The organism is Nocardia sp. NBC_01377 (assembly GCF_045040005.1).
GTDB classification, from domain to species: Bacteria; Actinomycetota; Actinomycetes; order Mycobacteriales; family Mycobacteriaceae; genus Nocardia; species Nocardia noduli.
This window is the reverse complement of sequence record NZ_CP109566.1, coordinates 5,629,304-5,644,179: the sequence shown is the minus strand read 5'-3', so window position 1 is coordinate 5,644,179 and position 14,876 is coordinate 5,629,304. Positions and strand designations below refer to the sequence as shown.

The following is a 14,876-nucleotide window of genomic DNA, read 5'->3' as shown; positions in this document are numbered from 1 at the left end:
CCGGGCCGTGCACGAGGGCAAGCGCCGCGCGCGAGCGCGCCGTTCCGACCGAGAATCGTCGCGATCGGCCGATTTCGCCGCGCGAACCCGTGAACCTGTGGACGCTGGGAAGCGACCGGCGGAACAGGAGTGGAATGTGGAACCGATCGTCACGGTGACAGGGGGCAGGGTCCGGGGTAGGGAGGTCGACGGGATCAGCGCGTTCCTCGGGGTGCCCTACGCGGCCGCGGCGGTGGGCGAAAGGCGTTTCGGGCGACCCGAACCCGTCGAGCCGTGGGACGGCGTGCGCGACGCGGGCGCACTCGGAGCGACCTGTGTGCAGGCGCCCTACCCGCCCGCGATCGAGGCGATCCTCGGCACCTACACCGTGCCCGGCGCGGAATATCTGAACGTGAACGTGTGGACTCCGGATCCGGGTGGCGCGGGTCTGCCGGTCATGGTGTGGATTCACGGCGGCGCGTTCGTCCACGGATCCAATGCCGTCCCCGTGTACGACGGGGCGGCTTTCGCCAGGGACGGCGTGGTGCTGGTCGCGCTGAACTACCGTCTCGGCGCTTCGGGTTTCGCCGTGCTGGACGGTGCGCCGCCGAATCGGGGGCTGTGGGACCAGTTGGCTGCGCTGGCCTGGGTGCGGGAGAACGTCCGGGCGTTCGGCGGAGATCCGGACAATGTCACGGTCTTCGGCGAGTCGGCGGGCGGCATGAGTGTCGCGTCGCTGCTCGCTTCCCCGGCTGCCCGTGGACTTTTCGCGCGGGCGATCATGCAGAGTGGGAACGGCGGGGTGGTGGCCACCCTCGAGGACGCGCGGCTGCTCGGCAGAGCCCTGGCGGACAAGTTGGGACTTCCCGCGACGGCGGAAGCCTTTGCGGCGGTGGCACCCTCGGCACTGTTGGCCGTGCAGGAGGCGATCGCCGCCGAGATCGGTCGCGTTCCCGATCCGGCGCGATGGGGAGCGTCGGTGCTCGCGCGCGGCTCGGGCATCATGAGTTTCTTTCCGACACTGGACGGCGAACTGCTCACCGAGGAGCCCGCCGTCGCCATCGCCTCCGGTTCCGCGCGCGGTGTCCCGCTGCTCGCCGGGTGCACGGCCGAGGAATTCCGGCTGTTCACCGTGCCGACCGGTCTGGCCGCCGCGATCACCATGGACTCACTACCGTTCGCCCTCGGGCGATTCGGCGTCGATGCCTCGGTGATCGGAACCTACGCGGCGAACCGACCCGACGCGACCGGCGGCGACCTGTTGGCCGCGATCGTCACCGACGCGGTGTTCCGTGGCCCGACCAGGGAGATCGTGCTCGCGCATGCGGCGACGGGAACACCGGCCCACCTGTACGAATTCGCCTGGCGCCGCGCCGAACTCGGTGCGATCCACGCCTTGGAGGTCCCGTTCGTCTTCGACACGCTCGCGGCCGGGCCACGGCTGACCGGTCCGAATCCGCCCCAGCGTCTCGCCGACGAGATCCACGCGGCGTGGATCGCGTTCGCCACCAACGGCGATCCGGGCTGGCCCCGCTACGTCGACGGCGAACAGGTGATGGTCTTCGACGACCCGGTCTCCGGTCCGGTCGCGGATCCGCGACCGGACGAACGTGCCGTCTCCGCGTCCGCCGCGACGAGATGACTTCGCGCGACGGCAGATCCCCGCGACCGTGAGATCCGGCGCGACTCGCGACACCGCGTGGCCGTCGGATTCGGAATCCGCCACGCGACGCGACGCGCGGACGGTTCGGGTTTTCGGCCCCGCGCGGTGGCCCATCGGCCATTCGCCAGCCATAATCCGATGAGGTATGCAATGTTGTTAGAGCTCAACAGCATTGAGACGGTAACCCGAGGTCGCCGTGAAGGCGCCGGTAAAGGGGGGTGCGGCGGAGTCATGAGGTCGTCGAACACGTCCGATCCCACGCGCGGTAGCGGTTCCCGGACCGCCACCGGCCGGGGGCGGTCCGCCGCGGTTCCGCTGTGGCCGGGAATGATTCCGGATTCGGGCGAGCTACCGCGGCCGTTGCCGCCGCCGCGCACGCTCGCTCCCTCTCGCGCACGGGCCCGCCGCCCGCCGCCGCGCCGCCGTCGTGGTCGATCGTGGCTGGTGGGGTCGGTGGCGCTGGGCGCTTCGCTCTCGGCGGTGGCGGTGGTGATGGTCTACTCCAGCACGGTGACCACCCCGCGTCAGGCGGCGACGGCCGCCGATCCGGTGCTCGGCGGCGGGCCGGGATGCGAGCCGACCCGGACCGAGCAGTTGGTCCGTGGAAACGGAGTCGGCTCGCTCGCCAACGGTCCCGAGACCATCCTCGCTTTCCAGCACGCGTACTACGTCAGCCGGTCCGGCGCCGCGGCCCGCGCCCTGACGACCGAGGATGCCTCGGTCCCGACGGCGGAGGTCATCGGCGCGGGCATCGCCTCCATTCCGCCGGGAACCCAGCACTGCGTGCTGATCACACCGTTGGCCGACGGTCGTTTCGACGTCGTCATCACCGAATTGCGCCCCGCCGCCGTCGCCCGTACCTATCGGCAGTTCGTCACCGTCGCGTCGGGGCCGAACGGTATGGCGATCACCAGGATCGCGGCGCCGTCGTAACACGCCGACCGCGGCTCTCCGGAATCAGGGGGTCGCGGTCGTCGCCCGCGGATCGAAGCCACCGGGGATCTCGTAGATCGATCCGGTGAACGTGGCGCCGAACAGCCTGCCCGCCGAGAAACCGCTGTTACCGCGCCCGTAGGTGACGACGCTGGTGAACGGATTGCCGCTCCCGAGCACGCAGTAGCGCTGCGGTGCGTCGATCCGGATGACCTGGCCGGTGGTGTTGAGCGGAACCACCGGGCGATCGGCGGAATCCAGGGTCAGCCCGTCCGGCGCGCCCAGCGCGTCGCCGCCGCCGAGATCGAGCAGGGATTGCGGCGCGCCCGGGTTGTCCACCGGAATGCGGCTGACACCGGGATCGACGAATGTACGCCCCACATAGAGGAATCGGTCACCGTCGCCGAGTACCGCGCCGTTGGCGCTGGGGAACCGGGCCCAATCCGGCTGTACCACACCGTTCGGATACACCCGACCGATGAAGCTGCCGAAATCGTTGGTGGCGTAGATGATTCCGTCGGCGCCGACCGCCATGCCGTTCGCGGCGCCGAGTCCGGAGGCCACGGGCGTCGTCGCCCCGGTGTCGGTATCCATCCGGACGATCCCCGCGTGGCGCAGTAAGTCGCCGACCAGCACGCGCGCGTCGGCGCCGTAGCCGACGAGCAGTCCGCCGTCCGGCGTCCACGCCAGTGCGCCCGCGCCGCCGTTGCCGACGGCGCCGATGGGTACGGCGGGTGCGCCGGGCGCGTCGATCCGGAACACCCGTCCGGTCAGGATGTCGGTGGTGAAGGCGCGGCCGCGGTCGTCGACCGTGAGTCCTTCCAGCGCGCCGGGAACCGAGGCGGCGGGCAGGGTCGGCTGTCCCGCGCCCTGGCAGGTCGGCGCGGCCTGCGCCGGTGGTGCCGCGACCACCGACATCGCCGCGATGACACACGCCCCGAGGGTGATCGCCGCTCTGCTCATCCCTGCATTCCACACCGCGCACACCGGCGCGCGGCGCGTTTCCGCGAGGGCGTGACAGATCCGGTGCATTGGGATCACGGTGGGCGCGCGGATCGGCCACCGGGCAATTTCCCAGCGAAACACCTGGTCGGATGGATTTCGAGATTTTCTCGAATCGAGAGGTGTCGATCGCGTCCGCCGGGGTATCCGGGCGACGCCGAGCCGAAGAGAGAACGAGGATGTCGGATGAGTAGGACGTCGAATTCTGCCGAAGGATCGTCCCGCGCGGCGGGGCGGGACAGCTACGACGATATCGAGCCCTGGTTCGAGAAGTTGGCCTCGCTCGACGCCGACGACCCGCACCGCTCGGCCCTGCGCACACAGATCGTGCAGCGGTGTCTGCCACTCGCCGAGCACATCGCCCGCAAGTTCTCCGGGCGCGGCGAGGAGTTCGACGATCTGCTCCAGGTCGCGCGGCTCGGCCTCGTCCAGGCCGTCGACCGTTTCGACGTCTCGCACGGCGCGACCTTCCTGTCCTTCGCGGTGCCGACCGTCATGGGTTCGGTCCGCAGGCATTTCCGCGACGGCACCTGGGCGCTGCGGGTGCCGCGCCGCGCCAAGGAGGTGCAGGCGCTCGTCCGCCCCGCCATCGAGGCGCTGTCGCAACGACTCGGCCGGATGCCGACCGCGCGTGAGATCGCGGCCGAACTCGACCTCGACGTCGTCGAGGTGACCCAGGCGATCATGGCCGCCAATGCCTACCAGACCAATTCGCTCGACGCCGTCGCGGGCTCGTCGGACGAGCAGTCGCGTCCGTCGATCGCCGATACGCTCGGTGTGGAGGAACCCTCCTACCGGTTGCTCGAGGACGCGCTCGCGGTGCGTCCGCTGCTCGCCGCGCTGCCCGAGCGGGAACGGCGGATCCTGGTGATGCGGTTCTTCGAGAACAAGACCCAGGCCCAGATCGCCGACCGCCTCGGCGTGTCGCAGATGCAGGTCTCACGCATCCTCACCCGCACGCTCAGGAAACTACGGGAGCAGGCGCTCGGCAGCGACGAGGACTACCGGGTCGCCTGAGTTGTCCCGTCGCATGCCGACATACCGGGGAATCCGCGCCCATCCGGTCGCGACAGCCACGCGAACTCCGTTCCGTCCACACAACAGGGCGGTCACAGCCGCCTCGACGGAAGCGGTAGATGACGATGACAGTGATGCGTTCGGTTCTCGTGGCGATGATGCTGACGGCGGCGCTCGGCGCGACCGCCTGCTCGGACGACAGCTCGTCCGATTCGAGTGCGAGCTCGAGCGGGTCGGCGGCCTCCGCCACGATGGCCCCCGCGAGCGGCGCCGCGGCGAGCCTGGTCGGCCCGGGCTGCGCCGCCTACGCCGAGCAGGTGCCCTCCGGCGCGGGCTCGGTCAACGGGATGGCCCAGGATCCCGTCGCGGTCGCGGCGTCGAACAATCCGCTGCTGACCACGCTCACCGCGGCGGTGTCCGGTCAGCTCAATCCGCAGGTCAACCTGGTCGACACGCTCAACGGCGGGCAGTTCACCGTCTTCGCGCCGACCGACGCGGCCTTCGCGAAGGTCGATCCGGCCACCGTCGAGACGCTGAAGACGGATTCGGCCACGCTGACCGAGATTCTCACCTACCACGTGGTGCCGGGGCAGATCGCGCCCGACAAGATCGCGGGCACCCACAAGACCGTCGAGGGCGCCGATGTCGTGGTGACACGTTCGGGCGATGACATCAAAGTCGCCAATGCCTCGGTGATCTGTGGTGGAGTGAAGACAGCGAACGCCACGGTGTATCTGATCGACACCGTGCTCGTGCCGCCCGCCGCGTGACGCACAACTGATCCAATGCTCGAGACCCCTTCCCTCGTCAGGAGTCGAGTTCGACGTGTTGCCGTTGCCGATCCACCTCGTGCCCGACATACCCCGTGGCCAGGGGAGGGCGTGCGCATGACCCGTGACTCGGACAACGCCGTGGTGCGGCAGTCGCAGGACGGTGGGGCGGACGGGGAGTCCTGCCCGGTCCGTCCCCCCGGCGACGGACCCGAGCACACGCGACGGCTCGTCGAACTGCTCGCCGCGGTCGCGAAGGGTGACCGCGACGCATTCACCGAGTTCTACCGGGCGACCAGCCATCGGGTATTCGGACTCTCGGTGCGGATCCTGCGCAGTCACGCCGCGTCCGAGGAGATCACCCAGGAGGTCTACCTCCAGGCGTGGACACTGGCCGAACGCTACGACCCGCGATTGTCGAGTCCGATGGGGTGGCTGATGACGTTGACGCATCGGCGCGCGGTCGACCGGGTCCGCAGGGAAGAGTCCGCGGCCACCCGCGATATCGCCTACGGCCACCGACATCTCGGCCGCGATCACGATGTGGTGGCCGAGGCCGTCGATCAACGACTCGACACCCAGTCGGTACTCGACTGTCTGGAGGTGCTCACCGATGTGCAACGTGAGTCGGTCGCACTCGCCTACTACAGCGGACGCACCTATCCCGAAGTGGCCGAACATCTCTCGGTTCCGCTACCGACGGTCAAGAGCCGGATCAGGGACGGGCTCAAACGCCTGGCGAACTGCCTGTCGGGGCAGGTGAACCCGTGAGCGACGACGACAGCGATCTCACCGAACTCGCCTACCCCTACGCCCTGGACGCCATGGCCGAACTGGAGCGCCGCCGGGTCGAGAAGCGTCTGCTCGAGACGGACGAGGCCACGGCGCGGCAATTCACGACCACGGTGCGCGAACTGCGCGAGACATTGGCCGCCATGACGATGGTCGACGCACTGGAACCTCGTGCCGCGCTGGAGGATTCGCTGCTGCGGGCACTGGACGACAAACTCGCCGTGGCGCCGCCGGTGCCACGGCGATCGGGTTTCGGCCGCAAACGCTGGATCGCGGCGGCCGCGGCGGCCGTGATCGTCGCGATCGGAGCGAGTATCGCCGTGGTCGCCGACCGGTCCTCCGAACCCGAGACCGGGCTCAGCGCCCAGGTGGTCCTGGAACAACCGGATGTGCGGACTCGCACGGTGCCCGTCGCGACCGGTGGCTCACTGACCGTGCACACCTCGGCAAGACTCGCCGCCGCCAGCGTGTCGTTCGACGGTGTCGCGCAACCCGAATCGGGCCGTGCCTATCAGCTCTGGCTGGTGCAGGACGGCGCGGCGCGTTCGGCGGGCGTGGTCGAGAACGTGCCGGACCGAGGTCCGTCGGTGGTCACGCGCTACGACAGCGTGGACACCCTCGCCCTCACGATCGAACCCGCGGGCGGATCCCCACAGCCCACGAGCCAACCGATCGCCGCCGTCCCACTCGCCTGATCCGCTGTCGCCGAAGGGATTCGACGACCCGGCGGTCCGGTAGCGGCGACCGGCCGAGTACCCGGGATCGGTGGGGCATCGCGTCGCACGAGGTGAACCGGGAGGTTTACCCGGGCGTGCGGCGGGAAGTACGCGCCGAACGGCGGTAGAGGGGCCCGACGTTCGGACCCACAAGGTCGACCGCGCGTGCGGGCGGTTGTCGGAATGGCCCGTTCACGGCGTGCGGGGCAGCGATGGGCGGGAGCCGTGCGTACCGATGGCACGGTGCGATCCCGTTGCGCTGGGGCGATCGTCGGTGTGGTGATCGGTCGGTGTGCGGCACGGATCGTCGGCGTGATGGGTCGTTGGCGTGCGGCGCGGTCCATGCGTTGCGGCCCGGTAGCGCTCGCAGTACGAGGCGGTTGCGCGAGCGGACCGGTGGCGAAGTCGGCGCCGGTCGAGTTCATGCGCTAGTCGTGCCGTACGGACCGGCGAGACATGACGACTACCTGTGTCGGCGCGTGACCGTCGTGCGCCGACAGCGCCGACACCCGAAGAACGAAACGAGTTGTGATGAATCGTCCCGCCGAATCCACACCGTCGATACCGACCGCCGCTGTGGCCGGAATCCTCGCCGCCGCGACCGTACTCGGCGTGGGCCACCTGATCGCGGCTGTCATCGACCCCGAGGCCGCCCCCTTCTTCGCGCTCGGCGGCCGGGTGGTCGATCACACGCCGCACACGCTGAAGGATATGGCGATCCGCCGATTCGGCAGCAACGACAAACTCGCCCTTTTCCTGTCGATGTCCGGTGTGATGCTGGTCGGCGCGGCCCTGATCGGAATCCTCGAACGACGCAGGCCTCTCGGCAGCGCGCTGCTCGTCGTCTTCGCGGCGCTGGTGGTCGTCGCCGCGCTGCAACGCCCCACCGCCACCCCCTGGTTCGCCGTGCCGACTGTGCTCGGGGCCTTCGCCGGTGTCGCGGCACTGCGCCTCCTCCGACGGCGGGCGCCTTCGCGGAGCGTGGTGCGATCAGCACCGTCCGAGCGTTCGCGGGCACACCATCGCGCGGCGGGGCGATCGAGCTGTCCCGATGAGCGTGAAATACGCGCGCATACACACGATTTCAGCGACACCGGGTCACCGCCCCTCGCCGGGGCGAATCAGCCGGACGAAGCGGCGTCAGGCGAGCATCGGATACCGGGCTCCGGTGGTGATACGGCACCAGACACCGATGACGGCGCGGGCACGGCCGTGCGGAGCGGCTCGGAGCGCGCTGCGGGCGCAGACCCCGGGACCGCCCAGTCGGGTCCCGGACCGACACGGCGTGGCTTCCTCGCACTCACGGCCGGTGTCGGCGCGTTCGCGCTCGGCACGGCCGCCGCGGGGCAGTGGTTAGGAGGACGACTGCGCGATGTCGTCGCGGACCGGGCGCGATTCCCGCTGCCACGGTCTGGACGGGGTATCCCCTGGCCGATCTGCGCGCCGAGGCGGGTGTCCGCCCCGGCGCGGATCTACTGCTGTCCCGTAGTGTCGACGGATTCACCGCGGGCACACCGGTTTCCGCGGTGACCGACGGTCGTGACGCGCTACTGGCCGTCGGGATGAACGGCGGTCCGCTGCCGATCGAGCACGGATATCCGGCCAGGCTGGTCGTGCCGGGTGGTCGTCGCGGGCGTCGCCGGGGCGCAGCGGCTCGGCATCGACCAGGTCGAGGTACAGATCGACGAGAACCCCTGGCAACAGGCCGAACTCGGCACGGAATACTCCGTCGACACGTGGCGGCAGTGGTCCTGGTGGTGGGATGCCGTTCCCGGCACGCACACGCTGCGGGTGCGTGCCGTCGACCGTGCCGGTGTGGTGCAGACCGACGCACGCGCCCATCCGTTCCCCGACGGTTCGACCGGATGGCACAACCGGGTCGTCACCGTCCGGTGATGCTCAGCGCAGCCCGACCTCCGTCGTGGCGCGACCGAAGGTCTTCTTCCCGTCGTGCGTGGCGGTGTCCTCGTCCCAGTGCGCCGCGCAGATCGATGGCCTGACCCTGCCACCCGGCGGACCCCGAGCAGCGGCACGAACGCGGCGGACAGACGGTTGCCGCGCCCCTTGCGGAATCCGGCGTAGGCCAGCGCGAGTCCGACGACCCCGTAGATCGCCCACGGCGTCAGCGTCCAGTGGAACAGCGAGTATTGCAGCGCCGTGCTCGCGGCGGCGGTGGACCGCGGTGCGACACCAGTCGACGGCGGCGGCGCGGCGAAATGCTGGAGCGGTTCGCCGACGCCGTAGAACATCAGCCCGATTCCCATTCCCGCGCTGAACATCATGGCGATCCAGGCCAGGTTGTCGAACTCGGGTCTCGCGTCGTCGGGGCCGAGCCGGATGACGCCGTAGCGGCTCACCGCGATCACCACGCACAGGACGAGGAAGATGTCGGCGGCGACGACGAACAGCCAGTCGAAATTCCCGATCACCCAGCCGAGCGCGGATTCGGACGCGGACTCGAAACTGGCGCCGCCCAACGCGGCCCACCCGACCACGGCGACGACCGCGGCGACGCCGATACCGATGAGGCACAGATCGGGCGCGGGGGCTTCTCGTGCACGTCGGTAGCCATCGGACCCACTATCGACTGTTGCCAGTAGTTTGCAGAATGGGCGCGCCGGTGCGGCCGCCCGCACCGCTGTCGGTGGCTCGCGGCCCCGTCACCACGGATTCGTACAATGTCCGAGATTTGTGTTCGCTCGAAGATCGGATATACGCGTGGCCCGTACTCTCTCCGTCTCGGACAGCGTCGTCGCGGCCGATGCCTCGGCGCTCTACGACAAGATCAGCGATCCCACCCTCATGGGTGGCTGGAGTCCAGAGAACCTGGGTGCGACCGTCCATGCCCCCGCGGACACCACCTACGTCGGCATGACCTTCGACGGCCGCAACAAGCGTGGCGCGATTCGGTGGACGACCCGCTGCACGGTGACCGCCGCCGAGCCGGGCGCGCGTTTCGCCTTCCGCGTCCACGCGATCGGCCGAAGGAAGCCCGTGGTGAAAGCGCCCATCGCCAGCTGGGAATACCGGTTCGAGACCACCCCCGACGGCACCCGGGTGACCGAGACCTGGACCGATGACCGCCGCTCCTGGCCGGACTCGATCGCCGACGTCTTCGACAAAGTGGTCACCCGAGGCCACACCTTCGCAGACTTCCAGCGCAAGAATATCCGCCGAACCCTCGCCAACCTCAAATCGGCCGTGGAACAACAGGACTGAACTTTCCCATCCGGGCCTGCGCGGTCGGGCGCGATGCGCGATGATGCTCGCCATGTGGGTGAAGATGTCATTCTCCGAAGCCGACGAGGCGCTCGGCCTGACGCGCTTCGAGAAATTCGACGCCGGTTTCGACGCGGCCTACGTCCATTCGGGCGATCTGCGCGCCGACGGTGATTGGACCGGCGGCGATCTGCGTGCGGCGGTCGGTGTCGGGGAGGACGAACCGCTGGGTGAGCTCGTCATGTTCGTCATCGACGGCGATCTGACGGTCGACGGTGTGCTCGACCTGGACGGGGGCGCGCGGGAATCCCTCGGCCTGCTGGTGACCGGCGCCCTCACCGCCCGGATCGTCGACGTGGACGCCACCATGCTCTTCGTGTTCGGCGGTGCGGATATCGCCCGGCTCGTCAAGTTCACCACCACCGACGGGACCCTGTCGATCGCGGGTCGAACCCGTTGTCCGCTGGTGATTTTCGACGAGGGCGACCTCAATGTCACTGCCACCGGCCACATCCTGTCCCGCAGGTCCGAGGGGCCCGCCGAACCGTACGAGGCCGAGTCGGCCGAATCCGACGACGATATCCCCGGATGGGGCTGGCCGACCGTCACCCTCACCAGGGCGGAAGTGCCCGCCGCCCTGGACGAATCGCTCTACGACGACCAGAACTGGGTGGACGGCGATCGGGCGCTGGCCTTCGCCAGGGCCGGTCGGCCTCTGCTGCGCGCGGACTACCCGGCTCTCGGTTGACCGGGTCGCGGGTCGCGCTCAGTCCTCCGCGACGGTGACGGTGACGTCGATATTGCCGCGCGTCGCGTTGGAGTAGGGGCATACCTCGTGGGCCTTGTCGGCGAGGGCCTGTGCCTCCTCGCGCGACAGGTGCGGCAACGACACCTCGAGGGTGACCGTGAGCGCGAATCCGCCCTGGTCGTTGGTGCCGAGCCCGACCTTCGCGCCGACGGCGGAGTCGGCGATATCGGCGTTCGCGGATGTGGCGACGAGTCGCAGTGCCGAATGGAAGCAGGCCGCGTAGCCCGCCGCGAACAGCTGCTCGGGATTGGTGCCTTCGCCGCTGCCGCCCAGTTCCTTCGGCATGGCCAGGTTCACATCGACCTTGCCGTCGCTGGTGCGGGCGTGTCCGTTGCGTCCGTCGCCGGTCGCCAGGGCTTCCGCGGTGTACAGAACTTTCATGTCGGACTCCTCGGGTCTGCGGATTTCGGTTACAGCGAATACGGTAGCCAGCAATTAGATTGTGCACAATGTATCTCGGAGTGGTTCGCGTCACAGAAAACTCGCGCAAAGCCTTGAGAATGAAGTTACAGACAGCGTATGTTTGTCTCATTCCCCTGGTAGAACTACGGGTGCAGGAGGCGAGATGCGGCGCGGGATCCTCGCGAGAGCGGTCATATCGGCGGGCGCGGACGCACCGGCCGGCACCGCCGAACGCATCCTGGACGCCGCGCTCACGCAATTCGAGACCGTCGGCATCAAACGCACCACGGTCGAGGACATCACCCGGCGCGCACGGCTGGCGCGGGTCACGCTGTACCGGCACTTCCCCGGCAAGGACGACATCGTCGAGGCCGTCATCCTGCGCGAGATGGGCCGGTTCCTCAACGCGCTGGAAGCCGAGATGGCGGGTTTCCCCTCGACCGAGGACAAGCTCACCGAGGGTTTCGTCTTCTCGGTGGCCTTCCTGCGCGCGAATGTGCTGTTGAACCGGCTGCTGGAAATCGAACCGGATTCGCTGCTGCCCTACCTCACCGTCGACGGCGGCGCTCTGGTCGAGACCGGGGCCGCGTTCCTGGCCGTCCAGCTCGCGCGCGACGCGCTGGAGGATCGCTCGGGCGAGGAACTGCGGGTCGTCGCCGAACTCGCCGTGCGCATCATGCTGTCGTTCCTGCTCACGCCCTCGCGCGGTATCGCCATCGACGACCCGGCCGACGCCCGCGCCTTCGCGCGCCGACACCTCAACCCCCTGCTGCTCGGCCACCCGAGCGGCGCGGACCGGGCGGGGGCGCGACGATGATCGGCCGCCCCGCGCGCCCTCGAGACCTTCGCAGTATGTCGCCGCACTCGACGGGGAGCGTGGCGATCGACCGATAGAGGAGGACTGCCATGGTGGCACTCCGATCCCGCAAGAACCGCGTCCCGGAGAACGGACTGTTCGTCGAGATGCCGAACGGACTGTTGGACCGGGCGATCCGGCGGATACCGGAACGTCGCGGCATCCTCGCCGAACCCCCGGCGGGCAGCGGTCTACAGCCGATACCGGGACATGCCGGACTACCGTGGCTCGGCGATTCGCTGCAATCGCTGCACTACGGGTCCGCGTACACCCTCGCCATGGTCGAGCGCTTCGGAAAACTGGTGTGGTCGAGAGGATTCGGCCGCGATATGGTGCTCGCCGCCGGAGGCGAGGCGATCGACTCGGTGCTGAGCAATCGCGACCGGGCCTTCGTCACCGGGCAGAAGGATCTCATCGATCCGTTCTTCCACGGTGGTCTGCTGCTGCTCGATTTCGAGGAGCACCGGCTCGATCGGCGCATCATGCAGCAGGCGTTCATGCCCGACCGGCTGCGCGCCTACTTCACCAGGGTTTCCGAACTGGTCGGCGAACGCGTCGGGCAGTGGCAGGTCGGAATGCCGATGAAGCTGTACCCGTCGGTGAAGAAGCTGTCGATGAATATCGCGGCCGATGTCTTCATGGGGGTGCGGCTCGGACCGGAAGCCGACCGCCTCGCCTCCGCGTTCGAGGCCATGCTGCTCGCCTGTGAGTCACCCGTCCGCTTCCCGGTACCCGGCGGTCGCTGGCGTTCCGGGCTGCGCGGGCGCAGGGAACTGGAACGGTACTTCGCCGAGATGGTGCCCGCCAAGCGGACCGGCACCGGGTCGGACTTCTTCACGGCGCTGTGTCATATAGAGACAGCGGACGGCGAGCGCTTCAGCGACCGCAAGGTCATCGACCACATGATCTTCCTGCTGCTGGCCGCGCATGACACCGCGACCATCACCACGACCGTCGCGGCGTACTTCCTCGGCAAGCATCCGGACTGGCAGCGCCGTGTGCGCGCGGAATCCCTCGCGCTCGGCGACGGCCCGCTCGACGTCGACGCCATGAACTCCCTCACCTCACTCGACCTGGTGATCAAGGAATCCATGCGCATCATCGCGCCGGTGCCCTTCATCATGCGCAAGGCCGTGAAGGACACCGCGATCGACGGCCACTTCGTCCCGGCGGGCTCGAATGTGGTGCTCGGCGCGATCGCCAACCACTTCCTGCCCGAGTACTGGACCGATCCGTGGAAATTCGACCCGGACCGCTTCGGCCCCGAACGCCGCGAGGACAAGGCCCACCGCTACGCCTGGATGCCCTTCGGCGCGGGTGTGCACAAATGCATCGGCATGTACTTCGCCATGCACGAGGTCAAGGTCATGCTGCACACCATGCTGCGCGACTACGAGTGGGATTTTCCCGAGGACTACGAGATGCCGTGGCAGATGAGCGCGCTGCCCTTCCCCAAGGACGGTGTGCCGATCACCCTGCGCGGGCGCGGGTGATCGCGCCGCGTCAGGCGGAGGTGCCCTCGACCAGGAACATGTAACTCTTCTCCTCCACGCGCCGTGCGATCCGCCAGGCGCCGTCCACCCTGACCAGGGTGTCCAGGTACCACAGGCCGCACAGCATCAGGGTCTTCGCGCCCTCCTGGCCGGGGACGAGCATCGGGTTGTGACAGATGGTGCGCGCGGTGGCGGTGTCGCCGTCGACGGTGACCGACGAGTTCGCGACCAGGTGCTGGAAGGCGGGGAAGTTGGGCATGACCTGCGCCAGGAACTTCTTGGTCTCGGTGAGGTCGCCCGCCGATCCGCCCATGGCCGAGTAGTCGACGTGGGCGTCGGGGGTGAACACCTCGTCGAGCAGATCCCACTGTTCGGTGTCGACGGCGTGGGCGTAGCGAACGAGCAGGTCCTGGATCTCCAGGCGGTCGGAGATCTCTTGTAGCGACAACACGGGTGCCTCCGGGGGTGCGTGGCGGGTCAGCGCAATGGCACCAGGGGACGGCTCGGCGCGCAAGAGCTGTTTTGTCGCGGGTTTCGGGGGTGTGTACGCGACCGGGGTCACTATTTCGGAGTGATCCCCGTCACATAACGGCGGCATAACGACAGGTATGTCATTTATGACTTTCCGGTCTCGAACTGGGTCGATGCCGGAAACCTGACCGTGCGGTCAAAAATGGGCCGGCGTTATCGGCACGTGATCTATCGCGAACTCTTGGCTACTGTCGTAATCGAGCCCGGATCACCGAGATGGGCTAGTAACTCGAATCGCCGAACACCGTAATCCTGTCCCACGGTTCGAGAATCCCCGACATTTTCCTGGGGGCAGGGTCCCGGCTGAAGTAGCGCCGGGTCGGACGGGCGCAGGCAGGAAACTTCGAATGTCGCATAACAAGATCAGCACCCGTGTCCTCGGATTCGCCTCGATCGTGGGCGCCCTCGTTGCCATCCCGCTTGGCCTCTCCACGGCCACCGCTTCGGCCGACAGCGGCCACAACTGGGACGCTGTCGCGCAGTGCGAGAGCAGCGGTAACTGGAACACCAACACCGGCAACGGTTTCGGCGGCGGTCTGCAGTTCACCCCGAGCACCTGGGCCGCCTACGGTGGCTCCGGCTCGCCCGAGAGCGCCAGCCGCGAAGAGCAGATCCGCGTTGCGGAGAACGTCCTCGACGGCCAGGGACCGGGCGCGTGGCCGGTGTGTGGCGCGTACCTCTGAGTCGCACCCCGC

Annotated in this window: 16 protein-coding genes and 1 pseudogene; 13 read left to right on the top strand and 4 right to left on the bottom strand. The window is 68.6% G+C overall.

Translation table 11 applies throughout. From position 1 onward, the window contains the following. Nucleotides 1-136 precede the first annotated feature (136 nt). A complete protein-coding gene (locus tag OG225_RS26000; RefSeq protein WP_405183373.1) occupies nt 137-1,621 on the top strand; it encodes a carboxylesterase/lipase family protein in 1,485 nt (494 codons plus the stop codon). 474 nt (nt 1,622-2,095) lie between these two features. Further along, the gene (locus OG225_RS25995; RefSeq protein WP_405177668.1) at nt 2,096-2,575 is read left to right on the top strand and encodes a hypothetical protein; all 480 of its coding nucleotides are present in this window, start codon (nt 2,096-2,098) and stop codon (nt 2,573-2,575) included. Nucleotides 2,576-2,599: 24 nt separating this feature from the next. Here OG225_RS25995 and OG225_RS25990 read toward each other — a convergent pair whose 3' ends face one another. Further along, nucleotides 2,600-3,538 (bottom strand): SMP-30/gluconolactonase/LRE family protein, encoded by a 939-nt coding sequence (locus OG225_RS25990; RefSeq protein WP_405177667.1) that lies wholly within the window; start codon nt 3,536-3,538, stop codon nt 2,600-2,602. Nucleotides 3,539-3,763: 225 nt separating this feature from the next. Between OG225_RS25990 and OG225_RS25985 the strand changes: the two genes are divergently transcribed. The 6 genes from OG225_RS25985 to OG225_RS25960 all read left to right on the top strand — a co-directional run bounded on the left by OG225_RS25985 (nt 3,764) and on the right by OG225_RS25960 (nt 8,872). After that, the gene (locus OG225_RS25985) at nt 3,764-4,594 is read left to right on the top strand and encodes an RNA polymerase sigma factor SigF (protein WP_405177666.1); all 831 of its coding nucleotides are present in this window, start codon (nt 3,764-3,766) and stop codon (nt 4,592-4,594) included. 125 nt (nt 4,595-4,719) lie between these two features. Next, a complete protein-coding gene (locus OG225_RS25980; RefSeq protein WP_405183372.1) occupies nt 4,720-5,364 on the top strand; it encodes a fasciclin domain-containing protein in 645 nt (214 codons plus the stop codon). A gap of 117 nt (nt 5,365-5,481) precedes the next feature. After that, entirely contained in the window at nt 5,482-6,135 is a 654-nt protein-coding gene (sigK, locus tag OG225_RS25975) for an ECF RNA polymerase sigma factor SigK (protein ID WP_405177665.1), read from the top strand. Then, nucleotides 6,132-6,851 (top strand): anti-sigma factor domain-containing protein, encoded by a 720-nt coding sequence (locus tag OG225_RS25970; protein ID WP_405177664.1) that lies wholly within the window; start codon nt 6,132-6,134, stop codon nt 6,849-6,851. The genes sigK and OG225_RS25970 overlap by 4 nt, the downstream gene beginning before the upstream one ends. Nucleotides 6,852-7,403: 552 nt before the next feature. Next, nucleotides 7,404-8,402 (top strand): hypothetical protein, encoded by a 999-nt coding sequence (locus OG225_RS25965; RefSeq protein ID WP_405177663.1) that lies wholly within the window; start codon nt 7,404-7,406, stop codon nt 8,400-8,402. Further along, nucleotides 8,300-8,872 carry a molybdopterin-dependent oxidoreductase gene (locus tag OG225_RS25960; protein WP_405183371.1) on the top strand — a complete coding sequence of 191 codons (573 nt, stop codon included), beginning with the start codon at nt 8,300-8,302 and terminating at the stop codon, nt 8,870-8,872. Before OG225_RS25965 ends, OG225_RS25960 begins: the two co-directional genes overlap by 103 nt. Nucleotides 8,873-8,893: 21 nt before the next feature. On the opposite strand, the pseudogene OG225_RS25955 reads toward OG225_RS25960, so the two are convergent. Further along, a pseudogene (locus tag OG225_RS25955) lies at nt 8,894-9,508 on the bottom strand (BCCT family transporter); the annotation flags it as partial. A gap of 82 nt (nt 9,509-9,590) precedes the next feature. Between OG225_RS25955 and OG225_RS25950 the strand changes: the two are divergent. Next, entirely contained in the window at nt 9,591-10,091 is a 501-nt protein-coding gene (locus tag OG225_RS25950; RefSeq protein WP_405177662.1) for an SRPBCC family protein, read from the top strand. 64 nt (nt 10,092-10,155) lie between these two features. Then, nucleotides 10,156-10,839, top strand: coding sequence for a hypothetical protein (locus tag OG225_RS25945; protein ID WP_405177661.1), 684 nt, complete (start codon nt 10,156-10,158; stop codon nt 10,837-10,839). An 18-nt stretch (nt 10,840-10,857) separates the two neighbouring features. Here OG225_RS25945 and OG225_RS25940 read toward each other — a convergent pair whose 3' ends face one another. Then, a complete protein-coding gene (locus OG225_RS25940; protein WP_405177660.1) occupies nt 10,858-11,280 on the bottom strand; it encodes an organic hydroperoxide resistance protein in 423 nt (140 codons plus the stop codon). A 184-nt stretch (nt 11,281-11,464) separates the two neighbouring features. Here OG225_RS25940 and OG225_RS25935 point away from each other — a divergent pair, with 184 nt between their 5' ends. Both OG225_RS25935 and OG225_RS25930 read left to right on the top strand, forming a co-directional pair. Next, nucleotides 11,465-12,118, top strand: coding sequence for a TetR family transcriptional regulator (locus OG225_RS25935; protein ID WP_405177659.1), 654 nt, complete (start codon nt 11,465-11,467; stop codon nt 12,116-12,118). Between the two features lie 89 nt (nt 12,119-12,207). Next, nucleotides 12,208-13,650 (top strand): cytochrome P450, encoded by a 1,443-nt coding sequence (locus tag OG225_RS25930; RefSeq protein ID WP_405177658.1) that lies wholly within the window; start codon nt 12,208-12,210, stop codon nt 13,648-13,650. A 10-nt stretch (nt 13,651-13,660) separates the two neighbouring features. On the opposite strand, the gene OG225_RS25925 is transcribed toward OG225_RS25930, so the two are convergent. Beyond that, nucleotides 13,661-14,101 (bottom strand): nuclear transport factor 2 family protein, encoded by a 441-nt coding sequence (locus tag OG225_RS25925; protein ID WP_405177657.1) that lies wholly within the window; start codon nt 14,099-14,101, stop codon nt 13,661-13,663. Nucleotides 14,102-14,528: 427 nt separating this feature from the next. On the opposite strand from OG225_RS25925, the gene OG225_RS25920 reads away from it, so the two are divergent. Continuing rightward, nucleotides 14,529-14,864: a transglycosylase family protein gene (locus tag OG225_RS25920; RefSeq protein WP_405177656.1), complete on the top strand. Its 336-nt coding sequence runs from the start codon at nt 14,529-14,531 to the stop codon at nt 14,862-14,864. The last annotated feature ends 12 nt before the right edge of the window (nt 14,865-14,876 follow it).

Bases quoted from the DNA above. Each gene is read 5' to 3' on its own strand.
- OG225_RS25935 (WP_405177659.1), top strand. From the start codon at position 11,465: ATGCGGCGCGGGATCCTCGCGAGAGCGGTCATATCGGCGGGCGCGGAC.
- sigK (WP_405177665.1), top strand. From the start codon at position 5,482: ATGACCCGTGACTCGGACAACGCCGTGGTGCGGCAGTCGCAGGACGGT.
- OG225_RS25990 (WP_405177667.1), bottom strand. From the start codon at position 3,538: ATGAGCAGAGCGGCGATCACCCTCGGGGCGTGTGTCATCGCGGCGATG.
- OG225_RS25980 (WP_405183372.1), top strand. From the start codon at position 4,720: ATGACAGTGATGCGTTCGGTTCTCGTGGCGATGATGCTGACGGCGGCG.
- OG225_RS25920 (WP_405177656.1), top strand. From the start codon at position 14,529: ATGTCGCATAACAAGATCAGCACCCGTGTCCTCGGATTCGCCTCGATC.
- OG225_RS25940 (WP_405177660.1), bottom strand. From the start codon at position 11,280: ATGAAAGTTCTGTACACCGCGGAAGCCCTGGCGACCGGCGACGGACGC.
- OG225_RS25930 (WP_405177658.1), top strand. From the start codon at position 12,208: ATGGTGGCACTCCGATCCCGCAAGAACCGCGTCCCGGAGAACGGACTG.
- OG225_RS25985 (WP_405177666.1), top strand. From the start codon at position 3,764: ATGAGTAGGACGTCGAATTCTGCCGAAGGATCGTCCCGCGCGGCGGGG.
- OG225_RS25965 (WP_405177663.1), top strand. From the start codon at position 7,404: ATGAATCGTCCCGCCGAATCCACACCGTCGATACCGACCGCCGCTGTG.
- OG225_RS25945 (WP_405177661.1), top strand. From the start codon at position 10,156: ATGTCATTCTCCGAAGCCGACGAGGCGCTCGGCCTGACGCGCTTCGAG.